Annotated in this window: 21 protein-coding genes and 1 tRNA gene; 13 read left to right on the top strand and 9 right to left on the bottom strand. The window is 69.9% G+C overall.

The window, feature by feature from the left end:
* Positions 1-247 precede the first annotated feature (247 nt).
* The 3 genes from ACIGXE_RS31150 to ACIGXE_RS31160 all read right to left on the bottom strand — a co-directional run bounded on the left by ACIGXE_RS31150 (position 248) and on the right by ACIGXE_RS31160 (position 3,463).
* A complete protein-coding gene (locus ACIGXE_RS31150; RefSeq protein ID WP_399752574.1) occupies positions 248-628 on the bottom strand; it encodes a hotdog fold domain-containing protein in 381 nt (126 codons plus the stop codon).
* Positions 625-2,289: a flavin-containing monooxygenase gene (locus tag ACIGXE_RS31155; protein WP_399752576.1), complete on the bottom strand. Its 1,665-nt coding sequence runs from the start codon at positions 2,287-2,289 to the stop codon at positions 625-627. Before ACIGXE_RS31155 ends, ACIGXE_RS31150 begins: the two co-directional genes overlap by 4 nt.
* Positions 2,290-2,491: 202 nt before the next feature.
* On the bottom strand, positions 2,492-3,463 hold the full coding sequence (locus ACIGXE_RS31160) for an alpha/beta hydrolase (protein WP_399752578.1): 972 nt from the start codon (positions 3,461-3,463) through the stop codon (positions 2,492-2,494).
* Positions 3,464-3,621: 158 nt separating this feature from the next.
* On the opposite strand from ACIGXE_RS31160, the gene ACIGXE_RS31165 reads away from it, so the two are divergent.
* From ACIGXE_RS31165 to ACIGXE_RS31175, 3 genes are read left to right on the top strand one after another with little or no spacing between them, the layout of a single operon-like run.
* On the top strand, positions 3,622-4,287 hold the full coding sequence (locus ACIGXE_RS31165) for a hypothetical protein (RefSeq protein ID WP_399752580.1): 666 nt from the start codon (positions 3,622-3,624) through the stop codon (positions 4,285-4,287).
* The gene (locus ACIGXE_RS31170; RefSeq protein WP_399752583.1) at positions 4,280-5,650 is read left to right on the top strand and encodes a glutamine synthetase family protein; all 1,371 of its coding nucleotides are present in this window, start codon (positions 4,280-4,282) and stop codon (positions 5,648-5,650) included. Before ACIGXE_RS31165 ends, ACIGXE_RS31170 begins: the two co-directional genes overlap by 8 nt.
* Entirely contained in the window at positions 5,647-6,420 is a 774-nt protein-coding gene (locus ACIGXE_RS31175) for a gamma-glutamyl-gamma-aminobutyrate hydrolase family protein (protein WP_399752585.1), read from the top strand. The genes ACIGXE_RS31170 and ACIGXE_RS31175 overlap by 4 nt, the downstream gene beginning before the upstream one ends.
* Positions 6,421-6,552: 132 nt before the next feature.
* Here the strand turns inward: ACIGXE_RS31175 and ACIGXE_RS31180 are convergent, their stop codons facing one another.
* A complete protein-coding gene (locus tag ACIGXE_RS31180) occupies positions 6,553-7,146 on the bottom strand; it encodes a TetR/AcrR family transcriptional regulator (RefSeq protein ID WP_399752587.1) in 594 nt (197 codons plus the stop codon).
* Between the two features lie 201 nt (positions 7,147-7,347).
* Between ACIGXE_RS31180 and ACIGXE_RS31185 the strand changes: the two genes are divergently transcribed.
* The 7 genes from ACIGXE_RS31185 to ACIGXE_RS31215 all read left to right on the top strand — a co-directional run bounded on the left by ACIGXE_RS31185 (position 7,348) and on the right by ACIGXE_RS31215 (position 17,126).
* The gene (locus ACIGXE_RS31185) at positions 7,348-8,247 is read left to right on the top strand and encodes a phytanoyl-CoA dioxygenase family protein (RefSeq protein ID WP_399752589.1); all 900 of its coding nucleotides are present in this window, start codon (positions 7,348-7,350) and stop codon (positions 8,245-8,247) included.
* A gap of 19 nt (positions 8,248-8,266) precedes the next feature.
* Positions 8,267-8,983 carry a transporter gene (locus tag ACIGXE_RS31190; RefSeq protein WP_399752591.1) on the top strand — a complete coding sequence of 239 codons (717 nt, stop codon included), beginning with the start codon at positions 8,267-8,269 and terminating at the stop codon, positions 8,981-8,983.
* Positions 8,984-9,051: 68 nt separating this feature from the next.
* Positions 9,052-11,397: an AMP-binding protein gene (locus ACIGXE_RS31195; protein ID WP_399752593.1), complete on the top strand. Its 2,346-nt coding sequence runs from the start codon at positions 9,052-9,054 to the stop codon at positions 11,395-11,397.
* 83 nt (positions 11,398-11,480) lie between these two features.
* A complete protein-coding gene (locus ACIGXE_RS31200) occupies positions 11,481-12,578 on the top strand; it encodes a Zn-dependent alcohol dehydrogenase (protein ID WP_399752595.1) in 1,098 nt (365 codons plus the stop codon).
* Between the two features lie 27 nt (positions 12,579-12,605).
* A complete protein-coding gene (locus tag ACIGXE_RS31205) occupies positions 12,606-14,069 on the top strand; it encodes an aldehyde dehydrogenase family protein (RefSeq protein WP_399752597.1) in 1,464 nt (487 codons plus the stop codon).
* A 119-nt stretch (positions 14,070-14,188) separates the two neighbouring features.
* Positions 14,189-15,736, top strand: coding sequence for a long-chain fatty acid--CoA ligase (locus ACIGXE_RS31210; RefSeq protein WP_399752599.1), 1,548 nt, complete (start codon positions 14,189-14,191; stop codon positions 15,734-15,736).
* Positions 15,737-15,779: 43 nt separating this feature from the next.
* The gene (locus ACIGXE_RS31215; protein ID WP_399752602.1) at positions 15,780-17,126 is read left to right on the top strand and encodes an NAD(P)/FAD-dependent oxidoreductase; all 1,347 of its coding nucleotides are present in this window, start codon (positions 15,780-15,782) and stop codon (positions 17,124-17,126) included.
* Positions 17,127-17,215: 89 nt separating this feature from the next.
* Here ACIGXE_RS31215 and ACIGXE_RS31220 read toward each other — a convergent pair.
* Positions 17,216-17,289: transfer RNA gene (locus ACIGXE_RS31220), tRNA-Pro, on the bottom strand.
* Positions 17,290-17,415: 126 nt separating this feature from the next.
* On the opposite strand from ACIGXE_RS31220, the gene ACIGXE_RS31225 reads away from it, so the two are divergent.
* Both ACIGXE_RS31225 and ACIGXE_RS31230 read left to right on the top strand, forming a co-directional pair.
* Complete coding sequence (locus ACIGXE_RS31225; RefSeq protein ID WP_399752604.1) at positions 17,416-18,135, top strand: transketolase; 720 nt, start codon at positions 17,416-17,418, stop codon at positions 18,133-18,135.
* Between the two features lie 57 nt (positions 18,136-18,192).
* Positions 18,193-19,089: a transketolase family protein gene (locus ACIGXE_RS31230; protein ID WP_399752606.1), complete on the top strand. Its 897-nt coding sequence runs from the start codon at positions 18,193-18,195 to the stop codon at positions 19,087-19,089.
* Between the two features lie 76 nt (positions 19,090-19,165).
* On the opposite strand, the gene ACIGXE_RS31235 is transcribed toward ACIGXE_RS31230, so the two are convergent.
* Entirely contained in the window at positions 19,166-19,537 is a 372-nt protein-coding gene (locus tag ACIGXE_RS31235) for an MmcQ/YjbR family DNA-binding protein (protein ID WP_399752608.1), read from the bottom strand.
* Between the two features lie 573 nt (positions 19,538-20,110).
* On the opposite strand from ACIGXE_RS31235, the gene ACIGXE_RS31240 reads away from it, so the two are divergent.
* A complete protein-coding gene (locus ACIGXE_RS31240; RefSeq protein ID WP_399752611.1) occupies positions 20,111-21,310 on the top strand; it encodes an acyl-CoA dehydrogenase family protein in 1,200 nt (399 codons plus the stop codon).
* A gap of 183 nt (positions 21,311-21,493) precedes the next feature.
* Here the strand turns inward: ACIGXE_RS31240 and ACIGXE_RS31245 are convergent, their stop codons facing one another.
* From ACIGXE_RS31245 to ACIGXE_RS31255, 3 genes are read right to left on the bottom strand one after another with little or no spacing between them, the layout of a single operon-like run.
* Entirely contained in the window at positions 21,494-22,063 is a 570-nt protein-coding gene (locus tag ACIGXE_RS31245; RefSeq protein ID WP_399752614.1) for a GAF domain-containing protein, read from the bottom strand.
* The gene (locus tag ACIGXE_RS31250; RefSeq protein WP_399752616.1) at positions 22,060-22,695 is read right to left on the bottom strand and encodes a GTP-binding protein; all 636 of its coding nucleotides are present in this window, start codon (positions 22,693-22,695) and stop codon (positions 22,060-22,062) included. Before ACIGXE_RS31250 ends, ACIGXE_RS31245 begins: the two co-directional genes overlap by 4 nt.
* Complete coding sequence (locus tag ACIGXE_RS31255) at positions 22,673-23,044, bottom strand: DUF742 domain-containing protein (RefSeq protein WP_399752617.1); 372 nt, start codon at positions 23,042-23,044, stop codon at positions 22,673-22,675. Before ACIGXE_RS31255 ends, ACIGXE_RS31250 begins: the two co-directional genes overlap by 23 nt.
* Positions 23,045-23,046 lie beyond the last annotated feature (2 nt).

The following is a 23,046-nucleotide window of genomic DNA, read 5'->3' on the forward strand; positions in this document are numbered from 1 at the left end:
GTCAGTCTCCGAACTGGTTGTTTGCGGGACCACGCATGCGTCGGCACGGCCTGCCGCCGGAATCGGCGGGCCGTACGCACTGACGGCCGCCCGGCCGGGACTGCGTCCCGTCGATGCCCGGACGGCCTCTACCGGTGCGGCGGTGGACCTTCGGGCCCACCGCCGTGAACTGCTTCACGCGGCCGTGACCGGCTACGTGTCGTGGTGCGTGTCGGACCGCCGGCGCGGCCGACGCCGTGCCCGACGGTCACGGTGCCGTCGCCGCGGCGTCGGTCGGCACGACGGCCGTCCCTCGCGCCCGAGTGGCCACGACGGGCGCCGCCAGCACCTCGGCCCGGCCGCTGTCGTCGACGGACCTGCAGATGATCCGCAGCTCGAAGTCGACGGTCCGGCTGCGCCTTCCCTTCGACGCCAGGCGCGCCTCGGCCTCGACCACGTCGCCGCCGCGGACCGGGGCGAGGAACTCGACCGACGCATAGCCGGCGAACAGGCTCTCGTGGCCGTCGATGGCGATCGCCAGATGCGTTCCGGCGTCTCCGAAGAGCTTCAGCCCGAAGGCCCCGTCGACGAGGTTCCCCGCGTAGTGCGCCTCGGAGTGGGCGACGTAGCGCTGGTGCACGACCTTCATGCGATCTCCCTGTCGATGCGGCCGAGGCGGCGGGCGACGGTCGCGCCGTCGAGCTCGACGCCCGGGTAGCCGCGCTTGGCGAGCTCGGTACACATCCGGCGGTACTTGCCGACCCCGCCCACGTAACCGAGGAAGGTCGTCGGCTTGCCGGTCACGTTCGAACCCCGGTACCAGGAGTCGGCGGTCGCGTAGAGCGTCTGGTTCACCGTGTTTTCGGTGATCTTCACCCAGTCGTCCTGGGCTTCGGCCGTCGGCTCGATGACCTCGGCCCCCACGACCTTGGCGTGCCCGATCAGATCGGTGATCCAGTCGACGGCCTGCTCGATCGTGACCACGACATTGCTCGCGAGCGCGGGGCTCTGCGGCCCGGCGATCATGAAGAAGTTGGGGAACCCGGCGGCCATGATGCCCAGGTACGTCCGGACTCCCTCGCTCCACGCGTCCTGCAGCCTCCCGGCTTTCGGGGTGGAGACGTTCAGCGCGAACAGCGGGCCGGTGAAGGCGTCGAACCCGATCGCCAGCACGATGGCGTCGACCTCGTAGGAGCCGCCGCTCGTGACAAGGCTGTCGCTCGTCATGGTCTCGATCGGCTCGTCGCGCAGGGAGACCACCGAGACGTCGGGGCGGTTGAAGGTCTCGTAGTAGTCGGTGCCGAAACAGCTGCGCTTGGCGCCGAGCGGGTGGAAGCGGGGTTCGAGGACGGCGGCGGTCTTGGGGTCGTGGACGATCTGGCGGATCTTCTCGCGCACGAACTCCGCCGCGGTCTCGTTGGCCCTCGCATCGGTCAGCAGATCGGAGAACTCGCCGCCGACGCCGTTGAACCCGCTGCGCACATAGGCCCGTTCGTAGCGCTCACGCCGTTCCTCGTCGGAGACGTCGAACGCGGCGGCGTCCGGGATGCGGTCCGGGATGCCGCCGAGCGAGTGGCGGCACTCCTCGCGGATCGCCGCGTAGTTGCTCTTGATCTCCTCGACGTAGTCCGCCGACAGCGGGGCGTTCCGGGCCGGGAACACGTAGTTGGGGGTGCGCTGGAACACGGTGAGGTGCTCCGCGACCTCGGCGATGAGCGGAATGCACTGCACCGCGGACGATCCGGTGCCGATCACGGCGACGCGCTTGCCCGCCAGGTCGCTCAGCGGAATGTTCCACCGGCTCGTCGAGACCGTGGTCCCGGTGAAGTTCTCCAGGCCCGGCACGTCGAAGTCCTTGGGCGTCGAGAGACCGCCCGAGGCGGCGAGCAGATGGCGGCCCCGCCGGGTGTCGCCGGAGTCGAGGGTCACCTCCCAGAGCCGCTCGTCCGGGAGCCAGGTCGCGGACGTCACGCGGGTGTTGAAGCTGAAGTGCCGGCGCAGGTCGAAGCGGTCCGCGACGTGGTTGATGTAGCTCAGGATCTCCGCCTGCGGAGCGAAGCGCTCGCTCCACGTCCACTCCTGCAGAAGCTCCTGACTGAACGAGTAGGAGTAGTAGATGCTCTCGACGTCGCACCGGGCGCCGGGGTACGTGTTCCAGAACCAGGTGCCACCCACGTCGGGCGCGAGCTCGAATCCGGCGAATGTCCAGCCCTTCTCCCCGGCCTTGTAGGCCGCGTAGAGGCCTGAGAAGCCCGCGCCGACACAGAGGAGGTCGACGACGGGCGCGGTGGGTGGAGCGGTCTCAGTCATGCGTGTGCCTTCGGATAGTCGAAATGCGAATGCGGATGACATCGGGCCGTCAGGGCTTCGCCTCCGCGGGGGCCGTTCGCCCCTCGGCGCATGGGAGCGCAAGTCTCAGTCAAACGACTTAGTCGTATGACCAACGGAATCTAGCCACGGGTCCGGGTGCCGTCAACAGTCGGCTGCGAGTCGGTTCGCCCCGGCCGCGCGCTCAGGAGCCGCCGACGCCCCGCAGGTGGCGCGCCACCTGCGCGATCGCCTCGTCCGTCCTGGCGAAGACGCCCACCTCGGTGAAGAAGCCGTGGAAGACACCGGCACAGCGGGTCACCGTGACCTCCACTCCGTCACGCCTCAGCCTCTCGGCGTAGGCCTCGGCATCGTCGCGAAGCGGGTCGACCTCGGCGGTGAGAACCAGCGCCGGCGGGAGGTCCCGCAACGACGCGGCACGCATCGGGGCGGCGTAGTGATCGACCGCTCCCCGATGGTCCGGGCCGAGGTACTGCTCCCAGAACCAGCGGGCATCCGCACTGGTCAGCAGGGGTGCGTCGGCGAACTCCGTCCAGGACGGGGTGGCGAACGCCCCGTCCACGGCCGGGTAGACGAGCACCTGGGACACGGGGCCGGCGAGCCCGAGATCCCGGAGCTTGAGGCACAGCGCGGCAGCGAGGTTGCCGCCGGCGGAGTCTCCCCCGACGGCGATCGTGTGCGGATCGACGCCGAGTCCGGAAGCCGATCGGCGCAACCAGGCGAACGCGTCGAGGCAGTCGTCGAGCGCGGCCGGATAGGGGTTCTCCGGCGCGAGTCGGTACTCCAGGGACAACACCGCCCACCCGGATCGGGCGGCGATCGCGCGGCAGACCTCGTCCACTCCGTCGAGGGTGCCGAGGACGAAGCCGCCGCCGTGCAGATAGACCAGCGCCGGACGCGGTCCGGCGGACGGCGGCGTGCCGTCCGGGTGGTACAGGCGCGCGCGGAGCTCACCGGAGCGGGCGGGCAGGGTCAGCCGTTCGACCCGGGCGAGAGGGGTGATCGGCCGCTCCGCCGGCGGGGTCGCCAGCAGCTTCCGTGCCGCTTCCGCACCCAGCTCCCGTACGGGCTTCCCGAGGGTGCGGGCGATGACCCGTGCCACGTACTGCGCGTCGGCGTCCAGCCGGTCCCAGTACGAGGGATTCGCTTCATTCACTGCGGGGCCTCCCGGAAGTCATTGACAGGTCGAGCCTTGTACCCCACCATCCTAGTCACCTGATCTAGTCAATTGACCATGATGATCACGGTCCATCCGAGATCCGAAGCGGCCGATTCACGGCGCGCGTGATCTCCCGAAGTCGAAAGGACTGGAGGATGACCGAAACCACGACGGCCCCTGCGGTGTCCGGCGCAGCGACGGCCACAGAGGTCGACGTAAGGATCGAGGACGACGCGACTCCACTCGTCCGGCTGATCGGCCGCACCTTGCGTGACTCCGCCCGCGCGGGCCATGCGCTCCACGCGCTGCGGAAGCCGGCATCCACGGTGGCGATCCGGTCCCACGAGACGCCGCAGGCGGCGACGATCACCTTCGACGGAGGTGTCGTCGAGGTCTCGAGCGGAGTCCTCGCCGAACCCGATGCCACGATCATCGTCGACCTGAACGCCCGGTTCGCCCCCGCCGACGCCCCGTCGGGCGACACCGAGCTCGCCGCGGACGCGCTGCTCGCGCTGTCGCCGCCGGTTCCGGACTGGCAGACGGCCGCCGAGCACTTCTGGACCGCCGCACGCTCCGTACCGGGAATTCCTGACGTGCTCATCGCGGTCACCGAAGGCCCCGAAGGCCTGGAGCAGGTCGTGCTCGGCGAGGGCGCGACCCATTACCTGATCGCCGGGGCCCCCGAGACGCTCGCCGGCGTGTTCTCCGGAGCCGACGACCTTCTCGCCGTTCTCTCCACGGGTGCGCTCGGGATCCAGGGCACCCTCTCCCAGCTGTCGGTCATGGTCGGCGCTTCCTGGAAGGTTCGTTACGATGTCTGAACTCACCCGATCTACCAAGGGAGTTGACACCCCCGACGCCACGACCCGGGCCGTCCGCATCGAGGCGACGAACCACGACGGCTCGTTCCTCGGCAAGACCCTGACGCCGAAGAAGTTCGCCTCGGGCACGGACTCGGGGTTCGCCTTCGCCGACCTCCTGTTCGGCCTCGACCTCGGCAACGCCCCGGCCTTCGGCTTCGCCTATCCCGACTGGCGCGGGCATCTGGACGACGTCTACTTCCGCCCCGACATGTCGACCCTGGTCGAGTGGGAGCCGGGGCTCGACGCCGTGATCGGCGACTACTGGCTGAAGGACGGCACACCGGTCCCCATCTGTCCGCGCAACCTGACGAAGAAGATGGTCGACCGGCTCGCCTCGCTCGGCTTCACCGCGACCGTCGCCGTCGAGATCGAGGCGACCGTCTTCGAGGAGTCCATCCACGAGGCGCGCGCCCGCGGATACCGCGACCTGACCCCGCTCGGCGGGAGTGCGGGTACGGCCTATCACCTGGCGAAGTCCAAGGACTGGACCGGCTACATGAACGCCGTCGCCGACCGGCTCTACGCGGTCGGCATCGAGTGGGAGGCGTGGAGCGACGAGGACGCCGCCGGCCAGATCGAGATCAACCTGGCGCCCGGCGACCCGATCACCGTCTGCGACGCCTGGGCGCGGACCCGCCAGATCATGCGCGAGGTCGCGTTCGACCTCGGCCACACGGTCACCTTCATGGCCAAGCCCACCGCGGGCTACGGGCAGGCCTCGCACATCAACCTGTCCCTCCAGCGCGACGGCGTCAACGCGTTCTACGCGGAGGAGGGGCCGTCGGAGGCGATGCGCCATGCCGTCGGCGGTCTGCTCGCGACGATCGAGGGCAACACCTCCATCGTGCTCCCGCAGATCACCTCCTACCGGCGCCTGGTGGACCTCAGCGGCCCGCCGGTCACCGCCACCTGGGGCGTCAGCAACAAGACCACCGCGGTCCGGGCGGTCTGCGGGCACCCGTCGTACTCCCGTCTGGAGTACCGGGTCCCCGGCGCCGACGCCAACCTGTACCTCGCGCTGGCCGGTGTGCTGGCCGGGGTGGTCGCGGGCCTGGAGCGCAAGATCGAACCGCCGGAGCCGGTCGCCGAGATGGCCTGGTGCCTGCCGCCCGGCGAGATCACCCGGCTGCCGGACACCATCACGAAGGCCGCCGCCGCGCTCGAGGCGGACCCGATCCTTCGCGACCTCCTCGGTGCCGAGTTCGTGGACTACTGGGTCGGATCGCGCCGGTGGGAGTGGATGCAGTTCCACACCGCGGGCGGGGACCCCTTCGCCGAACTCTCCGAGTGGGAGTCCGCCCGATACTTCGAACTGCCGTGACCGCGACGGACGACACGCCGACCGCGGTGCGGCCGCTGATCGGCATCACCGGCCGACGGATCCGGCTGGACCTCATCAAGGGTGCGGACCGCCGGTACGGCGACCGCTGCGCCGACAGCTACATGTCCGACTACGCGACCCGGATCGCGCGGGCCGGCGGCCTGCCCGTGCACCTCTCGTACGAGACGGATCCGGAGGCGGTCTGCCACTGGCTGGCCGGCGTCGTCGTCACCGGCGGGCAGGACCTGCATCCGGCGTGCTGGGGAGGGGATCCCTCCGTGGTCCGCGACGTCGACCCGCGTGCGGACCCGATGGTCCACGACATCGAGCGGGACAGGTACGAGCTCGCGCTCGTACGCGCCGCGCTCGACCGGGGCATTCCGGTGCTCGCCGTCTGCCGGGGCATGCAGGTCCTCAACGTCGCGCTCGGCGGCACGCTCGTCGCCGACCTTCCGCCCGGTGAGGTCCGGCACCTGTCGCGGGAGGCCGCGCTCACCGACGGTACGGACGACCACGTCGTGGCCTTCGAGGCCGGATCGATCGTGGCGGGACTGTTCGGAGCACGGGCCGTCACCAACTCGTGGCACCACCAGGCCGTCGATCGCTGCGGCACGGGGCTGGTCGTCACGGGTCGGACGGTCGACGGCGTGGTCGAGGCGGTGGAGCTTCCGGACGCACCGGTTCTGGGGGTCCAGTGGCACCCGGAATGGATGGAGAGCGACGATCCCACGATGACGTGGATCGTCGAGGAATCCGTCAAACGCCTGTGACGAGGCGGACCCGAGCGCGTCAGCGCGTCACGGCGCGCGGAGGCCGCTCGGGTCCGGCCAGGAGCCGTCCGAGGTCCGTGATCAGGCGACGCCTGTGATCAGGCGAGGTCCGTGATCAGGCGAGGTCCGCGATCAGGCGAGCTTCGCCGCCAGCCATGCGTCGAACACGTCGACGACGATCTCCGCCTGCTCGGCGGCTCGGGAACGGTCGGCGTAGGTCAGCCAGTTCACGACGAAGCCGTCCGACAGGGTGCCGAGGACATAGCCGATCTGGTCGATCGTCTCGGGCGTGACGTCCTGTCCGGCGGCGGCTCGCGCCAGGATCGACCGCACGACGTTGAACGCCTCGTTGTACACCGTCACCGCCGGGTGCTCTTCCTGGCGTTGCGCCCAGCTGATCAGCTCGAAGCTCGCGGACGCGAATTCCGGATCGGACTCGAGATACCAGTCCAGGAGTCCGCGGAGGAGCGCACGCGCGGTGGCGACGAGGTCGCCGTGCACATCGTTGTCGATCAGAACCTCGCGGTACCGCTCCGTCAACCTCTCGAAAACGGCCGCGAACAGCAGCTCCTTGGTCTGGAAGCAGTAGTGCAGCGTGGCCAGCGGGGCGTTCGCCTGCTCGGCGATACGGCGGGTCGTCGCACCGTCGACGCCGTGGCTCGCGATCACTTGGATGGCGGCGTTCACCAGGTCGTTGCGCCGCTCGGCCGCCGGTACGCGTGCCACATCTGCCCCCTGCCGTAGTTGGACGTTTGATCAAGTCGCCACCCAGGCTACCAGGCGGTTTGTCCACATCGACTGACTTCACAGCCCCGTCCGAAATACTTGGTCAGATGACTTGATCGGATGACCGTGATGAACCAGCATGACCCTCATCCCCTCACGAAGACCCCGATGCCGTCGCCGGCATCGACTGGAGGAATGGCTATGCCGAACCCAGCACTGGCCCGCATCACCGCCGACGCGTCCCCCGAAGAGGCGGTCGAGATCATCCTGCGAGACGGCGGGGTGATCGTCGAAGGACTCTTCGACGAGGCGACGATCCAGGGCCTCAGGGCCGACCTGGATCCCGTGCTCGACGCGGTGGACACGGGCCACGACGAGGTGTTCGCCGGCAACCGCACGCGCCGTGCGGGCGGCCTGTTCGCCAAGACCGAGCACATGGTCACCGTGGCGCTGAACCCGCTGTACCACCGCGTCGCCGAGCTCATCCTCAACAAGCCCATCGACGTCTTCTTCGGAGAGGACGCGGTGCCGAATCCCGCCGGAATGCACATCGGCGCCACCATGGCCATCAAGATCGGCCCCGGCCAGGGCGCGCAGCCGCTCCACCGCGACGATTCCGTCTGGCTGTGGCGACACCCCGACTACCGGCGCGAAGCCCGCGTGCAGATCATGGTCGCGGTCAGCGACTTCACCGCCGAGAACGGCGGGACGCTGGTGATCCCGGGTTCGCACCTCTGGGACGACCACCGGGCGCCCCGGCGCGAGGAGGCGATCCCCACCGAGATGAAGGCGGGTTCCGCGCTCATCTGGATCGGCTCGACCTACCACGGCGGCGGCGAGAACACGACCGCGGACACCCATCGCTTCGGACTTTCGATGGGCTGGGACCTCGCCTTCCTGCGTACCGAGGAGAACCACTTCCTCGCGTACAGCCTGGAGCAGATCCGCAGGCTCCCGGAGGAGATCCAGCGAGCCCTCGACTGGTCCTCGGAGCACTACCTCGGCTGGGCCGAGGTCGCCGGCCAGATGTCCGACCCCATGGACCTGCTCAAGCGGGACGACTACACCTCCCTCGACGCCGGCCTGCCCACCATGCTCTGACGAGGATCAAGGAGGAAAGATGGCACTCAGAGACCTGCTTTTCCTGCTCGCCGACGTCTGGATGATCGTCGTCGGATTCACCTTCGGGTGGAAATTCATTCGGAATTTCAAGAATTATCTTCTCGGCCTCGAATGGATCATCGTCGCCACCTCCGGGTCGAACTTCCTCGTCTACGCGCTCGTGGGCGCCGACGAGAAGAGTCCCATGTACACCGTCGCGTACTTCTTCGACCAGTTCTCCCGGTCGGTGGGCATCACGCTGATCCTCGTCATGGGCCTGATGCAGGTGACGCACCGGTACAAGCCGTCCGTGGCGACGGACGTCGGGGTGTTCGTGTTCGCCGCCGCGGTCGGACTCTTCCTGCTGCTCTTCGGCGAGCGGCTCGGCGTGGGGGTCGCGATCTTCCTCATCGTGGTCAACGTCCTGACCACCGTTTTCCTGATCTACTTCGCGCGGCGGCTCTGGTCGATCGGCGCGAAGGGAACGGCCCTCGGCGTGATCCTGGCGACCGCCGCCGCATGTGTCATCGCCTGGACGTACGACTTCGTCCACGTTCCGGGCGACGACGAGGCGCACACCCTCTTCTACATCGGCGCGCTGAGCACCTGGGGATTCCAGATGTTCGCCTACTACTTCGCCTACCGCGCCCTGCACAGGCACAACGAGTCGGCCGACGCGGAGCCGAACCGCCGCGAGCAGACCCCCGCCGGGGCCGGGGAGCAGTCGTGGACGTGAAGGAAACGCCTCAGCGAGAGGGAGACGCAGCCCCTCGCCGTCCGCGGCCGGCCGTCAGGCCCGAGCAGATGGGAGAGGACCCGCCCGTCGCGACGCTGACCGAGTTGCTGGCCGAGCGCGCACAGCGCTCACCCGATCGGGAGTTCCTGCGCTTCGGCGACGACTCCCGGACCTTTGCCGAGATCGACGCCTGGACCTCCAGGCTGGCGCACCGGCTGATCGAGGTGGACGGCGTCCGGCCCGGCGACCGGGTCGCGATCATGCTCCCGAACATCGTGCACTGGCCGGTCGTGTGGCTGGCCGCGCTGAAGGCCGGCGCGGTGGCGGTACCGGTCAACTCCTCGTACAAGCGGGCCGATCTCACCTTCCTCCTGCGGGACTCGGGAGCCCGGGTCGTGTTCACCGATCACGAGCGGGCAGGACTCCTGCGGGAAGTCGCCGACACCGAGAGCGACCTGGCGGACCTGCGCGTCGTCGACGTCGCCGCGGACGGGTCCGAGCCCTTCCCGGCGACCGCTCCGGGGGTGCGCCCCACCGCCGGGACCCTGGCGAACCTGCAGTACACCTCGGGCACCACCGGCTTCCCCAAGGCGTGCATGCTCACCCACGACTACTGGGTGCGGCTGGGCTGGACCTGCGCCGCGGTGACCGGCCTCGGGTCCGACGACGTCCTGCTCACCGCTCAGCCGTTCTCCTACATGGATCCGCAGTGGAACACCGCGCTCGCCCTGACGATCGGGGCCCCGCTGGTCGTGCTGCCCCGGTTCTCCGCGTCGGGCTTCTTCGCCGACGTCCGCCGCCACCGTGCCACCTTCTTCTACGTGCTCGGGTCCATGCCGACGCTGCTCTTCAAGCAACCGCCGCACCCCGACGACCTGAACAACGAGCTGCGCCTGGTGCTCTGTTCGGGCATCCCGGTCGGGATCCACGCCCAGCTGGAAGAACGCTGGGGCGCGCCCTGGCGGGAGATCTACGGCATGACCGAGACCGGCGTCGACCTGTTCGGTGCCGTCGACGACACGAACTCCGTGGGGAGCGGGAGCCTGGGGCTGCCGGTGCCGACGAAACGGGTCCGGGTGGTCGATCCGCAGGGGGTCGAGCGGCCCGAGGGCGAGCCCGGCGAGTTGATCGTCTCGGGCCGGCCGATGATGCTCGGCTACTGGAACCGTCCGGAGGACACAGCCCGCGTGCTCCGGGACGGCTGGCTGCACACCGGCGATGTCGTCGTCCGCCGGCCGGACGGGGGTGTCCAGCTGGTCGGTCGGATCAAGGACATGGTGCGTCGCGGCGGCGAGAACATCGCGAGCGCCGAGGTCGAGGCCGCCCTCGAACGCGACGAGGAGGTCGTGGCCGCCGCGGTCGTCGCCGAACCCGACGGGACCTTCGGTGAGGAGGTCAAGGCCTTCGTCCAGCTCGCCGCCGGGGTGCCGGCGGACCGTACGACCGCCGCGCGGCTCGTCGACCGGGCCGGCCGACAGCTCGCCCGTTTCAAGGTGCCGCGCTACGTGGAGTTCGTCGCCGACTTCCCGCGGACGCCGTCCGAGCGCGTGTCCAAGCCGGCGCTCAAGGCGCGCGCCGCGGCCGAGCCCGGCGTCACGTTCGATCTGGGCTCCCGGCGCGGCCCTGCCGCCGCGCCGACCGTCCCGTCCTCCTCCCCGTCCACGGACGTCCTCGACGTCGACGTCGTACGGGGCGTGGCGGTGCTCACCCTGCGCCGGCCGGAGAAGCTGAACGCCATGGACGTCGCCATGCGACGCCGACTCGCTTCAGTGATACGGAAGTTCGGGGCTGGCGAGAACGTGCGCGGCATCGTGCTCACGGGTGAGGGCCGGGCGTTCTCGGCCGGCGAGGACCTCCAGGCGCCGCCCACCTCGTACGAGGAGATGCGGGAGGCGTTCGAGACCTTCCACGACATCACCCGCGCCATCGTGGAGACCCGGGTCCCCGTCATCGCGGCCGTGAACGGTCTCGCGGTGGGCGGTGCCTCGGAGATCACCCTCTGCTGCGACGCACGGATCGGAAGTCCAGCGACGGAGTACTACCAGCCGGAGAACGGCCGGGGCATCACGATCTCGAACGCGTCGAGCCTGCTGCTGACCCGGATCGTCCGGAACCACGCGATGCGCATGGTCCTCGGCTCGCCGCGGATCGGCGCCGAGGAGGCCCTGCGGATCGGCCTCCTGGACGAGGTCGTCGCGCCCGGCGAACTGGTCGACCGCGCGGTCGACCTGGTCGTCGAGTGGACGCCGGAGAACAACACGACGGCGCTCCACCTGGCGCTCCTGCGGCCGCGGCTCGACGAGATCGAGCAGGCCTTCGCCCGTGAGGACGCCGCCGCGCGGGAGACCTGGGAGAGCGGGGTGTTCAGGGCGGGCGTCGAAGGCTTCTGGACCGCGAAGGGCACCGGCAGGTAGCTCCGGACAGGGGTCGGTGCGGCCCCGTCCCCGAGGAACGGGTCGGTGCGGCCCCTTCCGTAACGAACGACAGAGGAGAAGACGTGATCGACACGGAGGCCGCGGTGCTCACCGCGGTGAACGAACCGCTCGAGATGACCACGATCCAGGTGGACGATCCCGAGCCCGACGAGGTGCGCGTCGCGGTCTCGCACGTGGGCCTGTGCCACAGCGACCTGCACTACATGACCGGCACGGTGCCGACCGAGCTGCCGGTGGTGGTGGGTCACGAGGTGGCCGGTGTGGTCGAGGCGACCGGCTCCGCGGTGACCGGACTGCGTGTCGGCGACCGCGTGGTCGGGGCGCTGACGCCGTCGTGCGGCCGGTGCGTCAACTGTGAGGCCGGCCGGTCGACGCAGTGTCAGCGCGTGGCGGAGGTGCGTCGTCGCCCGCGTCCCGCGTTCCGGCTGCCGGACGGAAAGCCGGTCGAGCGGCTCGGCGACGTCGGCGCGTTCTCGCGGCACATCCTCATGCGGGAGAACGCGCTGGTGAAGCTGGACGACGCGGTGCCGCTGCACGTGGGGTGTCTCCTGGCGTGCTGTGTCATCACCGGCGTCGGCGCCGTCTTCCGCGGTGCCCGGGTGCGTCCGGGAAGCACGGTGGCGGTGATCGGCTGCGGCGGCGTCGGGTCGGCCATCGTCCAGGGAGCCCGACTGGCGGGGGCTTCGGCCGTCGTCGCGATCGACCTGGACGAGGCGCGACTCGAGGCCGCGCGCGGCTACGGCGCGACGCATGTCGTGAACGGGGGCGTCGAGGACGTCGCCGCGGAGGTCCGGAAGCTGCTGGGCGACGGGGTCGACTACTCCTTCGAGGCCGTCGGCTCGGCTCGCACCGCGGCCACGGCGCTCTCGGTGGTGCGGGCGACCGGCACCGCGTGCCTGGTGGGCATCGCCCCCGAGGGCACCGAGCTCAAGGTGCCCGCGTCGGACTTCTTCTTCGGCGAGAAGCGCCTCATCGGCTCGTACATGGGATCGGGTCAGGTGCGTCAGGACATCGTCCAGCTCGCGCGCCTCTACCAGGAGGGGCGGCTGCTGCTCGACGAGATGGTCACGCAGGTCATCCCGTTCGGCGAGATCAACGAAGGCTTCAAGGCGATGCGCGGCGGCGACGTGACGCGCGTCGTCGTCGACCTCCAGGCCTGACCAACAACGGATGCAGAGGTGACTCACATGTCGAGCGGCGAGGCGAAGATTCCCCAGCCGGTGAACTACATCGCGGACGCCTGGAGCGACTGCGAGACGATCCGGGGCGAATGGAACGTCGACCCCAACACCCGGGAACCGGTGCACCGCACGGTCACGACCGGACACGAGGACGTCGAACGGGCGCTGCGGCATGCCGAGGGCGTCTACGGCGTCGGCCGGTGGGACGACGAGGCCCGCCAGGAGCGTGCCGACGTGCTCGAACGCGTCGCCGCGCTCATCGAGACCCGAGCCGAGGACATCGCCCGGACGGATTCCCTGACCAGCGGTGTGCCGATCGGCGTCACGCGGAAGGTGGCGGCGTTTCTGCCCGCCAGGATCCGGGCGACGGCAGCGGACCTGCGGAACATCCCCCGGGTACGCGCTCTGGCGGCGGGCGGCCGCGATGTCCGCCTGTACAAGGTCCCGTGGGGGCCGGCCGCGATCCTCACGCCGTGGAACGGCCCGAGCTTCATCCCCGCGGCGAAGGTCGTGAGCGCGGTCGCGGCGGGCTGCCCGGTGATCCTGAAGCCCTCGGAGCACGCCCCGGGCAGCGCGCAGATCATCGTCGAGTGCTTCGTCGAGGCCGGGCTGCCCAGCGGCGCGCTGCAGCTCGTCCACGGCCGGGGCGACGTGGGTGCCGCGCTGACCGGTGACCCGCGCGTCAAGGTGCTGTCGTTCACCGGTGGTCCGGCGGCCGGCAAGGCGATCGCCCGGGCCGCCGCGGAGGACTTCAAGGTCCTTCAGCTGGAGCTCGGCGGCAACAACCCCGCGCTCGTCCTGGACGACGCCGACGTCGAGGTCGCCGCCGACGGCATCTTCGAGGGCATGACCAAGCTGAACGGCCAGTGGTGCGAGGGGCCGGGCAAGGTGCTCGCCCACAGGAGCCTGGTGGGGCCGCTGCTCGAAGCGCTGACCGAGCGCATCTCCAAGGTCGTGATCGGTCATTCGCTCGACGAGAGCACCGAGCTCGGTCCGATCTCGAACGCACCGCATTTCGCGACGCTGGAGAGCCGGATCGACGGACTGCGCGCCCTGAGAGCGAGCGTCCACCGGCCGGCCCGGCTGCCCGAGCTCGACGGGTTCTTCCTCTCGCCGACCGTCGCCGCCGGGGCCGACCCGGCGAAGGCCACCGCCGAGCTGTTCGGTCCCTTGGTGTCCCTGCACGCCGTCGATTCCGACGAAGAGGCGCTGCGCATCGCGAACGCCCATCCCTCGGGGCTCGACGCCTACGTGTTCGGCGGCGACACGGAGCGCGCGATCGAGGTCGGCTCGCGCGTCCTCGCCGGCGAGGTGCGGGTCAACGGCGCCAAGATCGCCGACCTCGGTGACGATTCCGCGCAGAGCTTCTGGGGACCGTCCGGTATCGGCGGTCACGGCCCCGCCGAGTCGGTACGCGTGTTCTGCGGCGACCGGGTGGTCGGAGTCGACTCGCCGGACCTTCCGCTGTGAAACGCGCCGCTGTCGTGTCCGGGACACGGGTGAAGGACGCAGCGGCTGAGGGCTGACGTCTCCCGACTCCGCCCTCGAGATCACCCGATGACCGAACCCAGAGCCGCTGGAGAACCACCTTGCTGAACCTCTCGATCCTCCTCGAAGACTCCGCCCGCGCGTTCCCGGACCGGGACGCCCTCGTGCTCGGCTCGACCCGGCTGACCTACCGCCAGGTCGACGCGGCGGCGAACCAGGTCGCCAACCTGCTGGTGTCGCGGGGCATCCGGCCCGGCGACAAGGTCGCCCTCAGCTGCCCCAACCTGCCCTCCTTCCCCGTCGTCTACTACGGCGTGCTCAAGGCGGGTGCGGTCGTGGTCCCGCTCAACGTGCTGCTCAAGGGCCGCGAGATCGCCTACCACCTGGACGACGCGGACGTCTCGGCGTACTTCTGCTTCGAAGGAACCCCGGAGCTCCCCATGGCCGCCGCGGGCCATGCGGGATACCTCGGGGTCAAGACGGTCGAGCACTTCTTCGTCATCACCTCCGACCAGGAAGCTCCCAGCCCGATCGCCGGTACCGAGACGCTCGGTCAGGCACTCGCCGGCATGAGCACCGCGTTCGAGTCGGTGGTCAGGGAGCCGACCGACACCGCGGTCATCCTCTACACCTCGGGCACGACGGGACAGGCCAAGGGCGCCGAACTCTCGCACGCCAACACGATGATGAACGTGCTGGCCAACAACCGGTTGTTCCGCAACGAACCGGCCACCGACAGCCACGCGGTGTGCCTGCCCCTGTTCCACACCTTCGGCGCGACGGTGCAGATGCACGCGGGGTTCTCGGTCGCGGCGACCTTGCACCTCGTGCCGCGCTTCGCCGCCCGTGAGGTGGTCGAGCTCATGAGCCGCGAGGTCATCACGTTCTTCGCGGGTGTTCCGACCATGTGGTGGGGGCTCCTCAACGCCCTCACCGACGACATCGACGTCCGCCGGATCGCCGACAACCTGCGGATCGGCATCTCCGGTGGCGCGGCCCTGCCCGTCGAGATCATCAACCAGGTCCGGCAGCGCCTCGGCGTCACCGTGCTCGAAGGGTACGGGCTGTCCGAGACCTCGCCCGTCGCCACGTTCAGCGACCCCCGGCTCGAGTCCCGACCGGGCTCGATCGGCGTCCCGATCTGGGGTGTGGAGCTGAAGCTGATCCGACCGGACTGGACGGAGGTCACCGAGGCCGGCGAAGTCGGCGAGATCGCGATCAAGGGCCACAACGTCATGAAGGGCTACTACAACCGCCCGGAGGCGACGGCCGAGGCGATCCGCGACGGATGGTTCCGCTCCGGGGACCTCGCACGACGCGACGAGGACGGCTTCTACTACATCGTCGACCGGGCCAAGGACCTCATCATCCGCGGCGGTTTCAACGTCTACCCCCGCGAGATCGAGGAGGTGCTCCACACCCATCCCGCGGTCAGCCTCGCCGCGGTCATCGGCGTCCCGCACGACAGTCACGGCGAGGAGATCAAGGCCTTCGTGATCCTCAAGAAGGACGCCGTCCTCACCGCCGACGAGCTCGTCGCCTGGGGCAGGGAGCAGATGGCCTCGTACAAGTACCCCCGCATCGTCGAGATCGTGTCGAGCCTGCCGATGACCGGCAGCGGAAAGATCCTCAAGCGCCGGCTGGCCTGACGTCGAGTCGCTGCCGCGTACCACACGAGCAAGGAACCGTGAGATGAAGACGGACAACGTCGAGTACACCGCATTCAGCGGCTGGGTCGACCCGCCCGGCGTCCTCCAGGCCGCCCTGGCAGAGGACGTCACCTGTGAGGTGGCGGTGGTGGGCGGCGGCCTGGCCGGGATGTCGACGGCGCTGCGGCTGGCCGAGCGCGGCCAGGACGTGGTGCTGCTGGAGGCCGAGTTCTGCGGCCACGGCTCCGCCTCGCGCAACGCCGGACAGCTGGCAGGTGCCCCGGGCGGCGACATCCAGATGCTGAACCTCCTCCACCCCAGGAGGCTTCCCGGCGTCGTCCGGTTCGCCGAGAACTCCGCGCACTTCGTGGAGGACCTGATCCAGCGGCTGGACATCGCTTGCGACTACGAGGCCACCGGCAACGTGTGCGCCGCGGTGTCCCGTGGCCAGATGGGCCGCGTGCGTCGCGTGACCAGGATCCTTCGGAAGGCCGGCGCGAAGGTCGAACTCGGCACGAGTGCGGAGCTGGGCATCCCCCGCGGATTCCTCGGCGGCTTTCGCGAGTCCGTCGGCGGGATGATGAACCCCGGCAAGTTCAGCCTGGGCGTCCGCCGCGCCGTCCTCTCGTCGGGTGCCCGGGTCTTCGAAGGGACGAGGGTCACCGACATCACGCGGGACGTCGGTCACGTCGCCGTCAGGACCCCCGGCGGTGAGGTGCGCGCCAACACGCTCGTGCTCGCGACGAACGCCTTCGGCGGCGAGCTGGCGATCACTCCGAAGCGACTGTCCGTGCCCATCTGGGTCACCGAGGTGGAGACCGAACCCATCGATCCCGCGCGCCTGGCGGCGCTCGGCTGGACCAGCCGGTCGGGGGTGGTCACCCAGCACAACTTCATGGAGAACTACCGGCTCACCCCGCGCAACACGATCGTGTTCGGCGTCCGCCGGATCCAACGGGGGAAGAGCTACCCGCTCCCTCCGAGGAAGCCGGACGAGGCGGTCGTCGCCGACCTCGCGCGCGGCTTCGAGACCCGCTTCCCCGCGCTGGCCGATGTCGCGGCCGCCCGCGCCTGGGGCGGATGGATCGGGATCACGACGTCGTGGCTTCCGCTCGCCGGCAGCATCGACGACGACATCTTCTACTCGCTCGCCTGCAACGGCCACGGCTTGGCCCAGGCGCCGTACCTCGGCTCGCTCATCGCCGACCACATCGTGGACGGAGAACGGCACGAGGACCTGAAGGCTCTCTGGGTGAAGAAGCCCACGTTCGGGCGCCCCGTGATGATGGGTGCTCCGGGGCTGCGGACCATCTGGGCCGTCGACCGGTTCAACGACCGGATCAACGGAAGCCGGCGGAACGCTCGCCGCGGCGCGGCCCCGGTGAACTGACCGGCACGGTGCCGAAGGGCGCCCCGAAAACGATCGAAGGGCCGTTTCAGATCCCTCTGAAACGGCCCTTGATCTACGACTCCTTCGAGTCGGGACGACAGGATTTGAACCTGCGACCCCTTGACCCCCAGTCAAGTGCGCTACCAAGCTGCGCCACGTCCCGTTGCCCGTCTGACCTGGGGTTTCCCCGGCCCGGACGCGCATGAGAACCATACCGCACTTCCCCGCGTGGTCACGAACCCGTTTGCGGGTTGACCTCAAGTGGACTTGAGGTTGCACGGTGTGTGGCATGACGAACACGACGTATGTGACGGGTACGACGGACGCGCGAGGCGACATCGAGCGGCTGCAGCGGCTGATGGGGCTGATGACCGGGGACGAGAAGCACTCGCCCGCCGCCACCTCCACCCTCGACGCCCTCTGGGTGCTCTACGACCGGGTGCTGCGGGTGTCGCCCGAGACGGTCGACACCCCCGGGCGGGACCGGTTCCTGCTGTCCAAGGGGCACGGACCCATGGCCTACTACGCCGTCCTCGCCGACAAGGGGTTCGTCGGGGAGGACCTGCTGACCGTGTTCGGCGGCTACGACTCCCCCCTGGGACACCATCCGGACCGGACGCTCGTGCCCGGGGCCGAGATCGGGAGCGGATCGCTGGGGCACGGGCTGCCGCTGGCCGTGGGGAGCGTGCTGGGGCTGCGGGCTCAGGGGCTCACCGACCCGAAGGTCTGGGTGCTCATCGGGGACGCCGAGCTGGACGAGGGAAGCAACCACGAGGCGCTCGCGTACGCCGGGCCGGCCGGCCTGGAGCAGCTGCACACGGTGGTGATCGACAACAGCTCCGCCAGCTACGGCTGGCCCGGTGGGATCGCCTCCCGGTTCGAGGCGGCCGGCTGGTCCGCCGAGACCGTGGACGGGCGCGATCACGAGGCGCTGTACGCCGCCTACACCGCGCCGCACCCGGGTCGGCCACGGGCGGTCGTTGCCCGCGTCGAGCCCAAGTACTCGTGAGTGCCCCCTTCTATCCACCCCTTCCCGCACCGCCGGCCTCTTCGAGGAGATCCTTCCGTGGACACCATGCGTGACCGTTTCATCGCCACCACCAGCCGCCTGCTCGACGACGACCCCCGTCTCGCGCTCCTGCTCGCCGAGATCAGCAAGGACGGCTTCCAGCCCGCGCTGCGGCGCCACCCCGACCGGGTGATCAACGTCGGGATCCGGGAGCAGCTGCTCATCGGGGCCGGGGGCGGGATGGCGCTGACCGGGATGCGGCCGATCATGCACACCTTCGCCAGCTTCCTCGTCGAGCGGCCCTTCGAGCAGCTGAAGCTGGACTTCGGGCACCAGGGGGTGCACGGCGTCCTCGTGAGCGCGGGCGGCTCGTACGACTGGCCGGCCGGCGGCTTCACCCACATGGCTCCGGGCGACGTGGCACTCATGGACACCCTGGACGGCTGGACCGTCCACGTGCCGGGACATCCGGACGAGGCGGAGACGCTGCTCCGGCAGGCCGCCGCGGGCGACGAGTCGGTGTACGTGCGCCTGTCGGTGCACGCCAACGCCTCGGCGCACCCGCTGACCCGGAGCGGTTTCACCCTGCTGCGCGAGGGCTCCCGCGGGGTCGTCGTCGCGGTCGGGCCGATGCTCGACAACGTGCTGGCCGCGACCGAGGGCCTGGATGTGACCGTGCTCTACGCGACGACCGTCCGGCCCTTCGACGGCGCGACGCTGCGCCGGGCCGCGTCCGGGGCCCGGCCGGACGTCGTCCTGGTGGAGCCGTACCTGGCCGGGACCTCGACGGCCGCCGCCAACGACGCGCTCGCCGAGGTGCCGCACCGGGTGCTCGGGCTGGGCATCGGGCGGGGCGAGCTGCGCCGCTACGGCACGATCGAGGAGCACCTGACCGGGCAGGGACTCGATCCGGCGGGCCTGCAGGCGCGGATCTCCGCCTTCCTGGAGGGGTGAGGCGCGGGCCCTGCGGGCGCGGGCCCTCCCCCCTTGAGGGCCCTCCTCCGGGGGTGAGCGCCGGCAGCCGGGGTGGTCAGCCGTCCGCCGCCGGCATGCCCAGGTCGGGGTGCTCGGCGAGGAGCTTGCGCGGGGCGGCCTGCCGCCAGGAATCGGCGAGGATCGCGCGCAGCTCCTCCTCGTCGTCCAGGGCGCCGAGCCGGACCCGTATCCAGGCCCAGGCGTCGTCGTGCCCTTCGCGCAGGAAGAACTTGTCCGGCTCGGCGGCGATCAGCTCCGCCCGCTCCTCCTTGGGGCACTTCACGCCCATCACCTGGTCGTCATCGTCCAGCGACGCGAAGACGCGCCCGCCCTGCCCGGCCCGGAAGGTGGGCATGCCCCAGGCGAGCTTCTCGAACGCCCCGGGCAGCGAGAGGGCGATCCTGCGCATGTCGTCGGCGGTAGCCATGTGTCCGACGCTACGGCCTCCCTCTGACACCACGCCTCCACCACACCTCCCGACGGAGGACAGGCAGCGGCCCGGAGAGCGCATGAGCCCGCGCACGCTCCGTGACGGCGCCCCTTCACTCTGTGTGACGCTCCCTCTGCGCCCCGCCATGCCCGCGTCCGCCCCCGCCGCGTACTCCCGACGGCGCTCGCACGCCCCGAGCCCGGGCCGCACCGGTGCCGTCGGGTGCGGGGGACGCTTCCGGAATGTCGCTTCTTCGGTGACGAAGTGACGCATGAGGCGACCCGAGCCCTCTCGTTGCCATATGCCCAGGAACCCTTTGCCGTTGGCATGTGGCAGAAACACGCCCCCGGCGAAAGCCCTGCGTGGCGGAGCCGATACGCCGAGACCACACGAAACACAGTCAGAAACAAACGTCAACCGTTCCGCTTTCGGCCAAAGTTGGTGGCGATATTGATCCGTCCCAGAAAGATCAACACCATGAAGTGGTCGGCCTGTTCGGGACGGGACCACTGCCGATGCACCACCTGCTCGGACCACTCGACGAGCAGGCGTTTCGCAGAGGAGGCTCGGATGGACGGCTACTTCAGCAGTCGGCTGCATCATCAGTTGCGGGAAACGGTCCGGGACTTCGCAGAGCGTGAGGTTCGGCCACGCATAGCGGAGATGGAAGAGTCGCGCTCGGTGCACCACGAGCTGTCCCGGCTGATCGCCGAACAGGGCTGGCTGGGCGCGACTATCAGCCAGGAGTACGGCGGCATGGGCGCCGGCCACCTGGCCAAGACGATCATCATCGAGGAGCTCTCGCGGGTCAGCGGCGCGATGGGCGCCATGGTCCAGGCCTCGCAGCTCGGTACGGCGAAGATCGTCCACTTCGGCAGTGACGAACAGCGCAAGACGTGGCTTCCGGCCATCGCCGCCGGCGAGTGCCTGCCCACCATCGCGGTGACCGAGCCCGAGTCCGGCGGCCATGTCCTCGGCATGACCGCGAGCGCGGTGCGTGACGGCGACGACTACATCCTCAACGGCAGCAAGGTGTACGTCGGCAACAGCCACGTGGGCGACCTCCACGGCGTCGTGGTCCGAACGGGTCCCGGATCGAAAGGACTTACCGCCTTCCTGGTCGAATCCGATCGCCCGGGGTTCAGGACCGGTCCCCAGCAGCCGGCCATGGGCCTGCACGGCTTCAGCTTCGGCGAGCTCATCTTCGAGAACTGCCGGGTGCCGGCCGCCAACCGGCTCGGCGACGAGGGCGACGGCCTCGCCGTCGCGTACTCCTCCAGCGTGCTCTACGGCCGCGCCAACCTCACCGCGGTGTCGCTGGGCATCCACCAGGCCATCCTGGAGGAGACCACCCGCTTCGCCACCGAGCGCATCCGCTACGGCAAGCCGATCGCCGAACTGCCCACCGTCAAGCTGAAGCTGGGGCAGATGCAGTCGCGCCTGATGACGGCCCGGCTCGCCGCGTACCACGCCGTCCACCTGCTCGACCAGGGCATGTCCTGCGACACCGAGCTCATGAACGCGAAGCTGGTCAACGTCGAGTCCGCCATCGACTCCGGGCGCAACGCCATGGAGATCCACGCCGCGGCCGGCCTCTTCACCGACCGGCCCATCGAGCGCTATCTCCGCGACGCGCACCACATCTTCGCCCCCGCGGGCACCTCCGACATCCAGCTCCTGCGCCTCGCCGAGGTCGCCCTCGGCCAGGACAAGGGCAGCTGGTCGGAACGCCTCTCCGACCTGGTCCGCATGGAGCCCGCCCACGTCTGACGTCCGGTCAACTGGGCCGTGGCCGCCGCAGTCGCCGCCGCGGGCGTTGCCGCCCTGACTGTCGTAGCCCTGACTGTCGTAGCCCTGACTGTCCTAGCCCCCGAAAGAACCGTGCCCCGGAGTCCGGCCAAGGAGCCGAACACCGGGGCACCGCCAGGGCCGCCGTCAAGGCCGTCGGACCCGTCAGAACATCCCGTCCTCGCGGCGGTGGATCTGCTCCACCAGCTCCGCCGCCATCGCCTTGATCGTCTCCAGGCCGGCCCGCCCCCACGGCCGTACGTCCGTGTCGACGACGCAGATCGTGCCGAGCGCGACCCCGGTGCGGTCGATCAGCGGGGCGCCCATGTACGAGCGGATGCCGATCTCGTCCACGACCGGGTTGCCCGCGAAGCGGGGGTAGTCGCAGACGTCCTCCAGGACGAGGGCCTTGCGGCGCACCACCACGTGCGGGCAGTAGCCGTGGTCCCGGGCCATGAAGCGGCCGACGCCGCCGGAGGCGGCGTTCGCCCCCAGGTCGGTGCCCGAGTGGCTGCCGGCCGGGGTGTGCAGTCCCGCGAAGAACTGCCGGTTCTCGTCGATGAAGTTGACCATCGAGAACGGGGCGCCGGTCACCTCCGCGAGCCGGTGGGCGAACTCGTCGAAGGCCGGGTCGGGCTGCTCGCCGAGGCCCAGTTCGCGCAGGCGGCGCACCCGGGCGGGCGCCTCATGGTCGACGGGGGTGAGCAGCAGATGACCGGTCGGGTCGTAGGTCATGTCGTGGCTCCGTAGGTCGGCACGGCGGCCGGGATGGTGGTGAGCAGATGCTGGACGAGGGTCAGCAGGGTGCGGATGCCGGAGCTGGAGATCCGGGCGTCGCAGAGCACGACCGGCACCGTGGGCTTGAGGTCCAGGGCAGCCCGTACCTCGTCCGGGTCGTAGCGGAAGGCGCCGTCGAACTCGTTGACCGCCACCACGAAGTTGATGCCCCGCCGTTCGAAGAAGTCTACGGCGGAGAAGCACTCCTGCAGACGGCGGGTGTCGGCGAGGACGACCGCGCCGAGAGCTCCTTCGGAGAGTTCGTCCCACATGAACCAGAAGCGCTCCTGGCCGGGGGTGCCGAACAGGTACAGCACGTTGCGGTCGTCGAGGGTGATGCGCCCGAAGTCCATCGCGACCGTGGTCGTGGTCTTGGACTCCACGCCCTCCAGGCTGTCGGTGGCCGCGCTGACGGAGGTCAGCAGCTCTTCGGTACTCAGTGGTTCGATTTCGCTGACCGCACCCACGAAGGTCGTCTTGCCGACGCCGAAACCGCCCGCCACCAGGATCTTCAGGGCGGTGGGGAAAGGGTCGGTCGCGAAGCTGTCGGGACCACGGTCGTGGCGCTCAGAGCCGTTGTCGTAGGCCATCGAGCACTGCCTCCAGCAAGGAACGGTCGGTTGGGTTGGCGTGGAAGCGGGGCGCTCGGGCGGTGAGCGCCCCGCAGTCCACGAGGTCGGAGAGCAGGACCTTGGTGACGACGGCCGGAAGCCGTAAGTGCGCCGCGATCTCCGCCACCGAAGTGGGTCCGCCGCACAGCCCGAGAGCCAGGCTGTGCTCGGGACCCATGTGCGGCTGCGGGGCCGAGCCGGTCGCCATCACCATCGAGAGCAGGTCGAGCGCGGCGGTGGGCTGGGTCCGACCGCCGCTCACGGTGTACGGGCGGATCAGCCTGCCTGCCGCGTCGTCGAGCCAGGGCCCTTCCTTGTGAGAGCCCATCG

The organism is Streptomyces sp. NPDC053431, assembly GCF_044544925.1.
GTDB lineage: Bacteria > Actinomycetota > Actinomycetes > Streptomycetales > Streptomycetaceae > Streptomyces.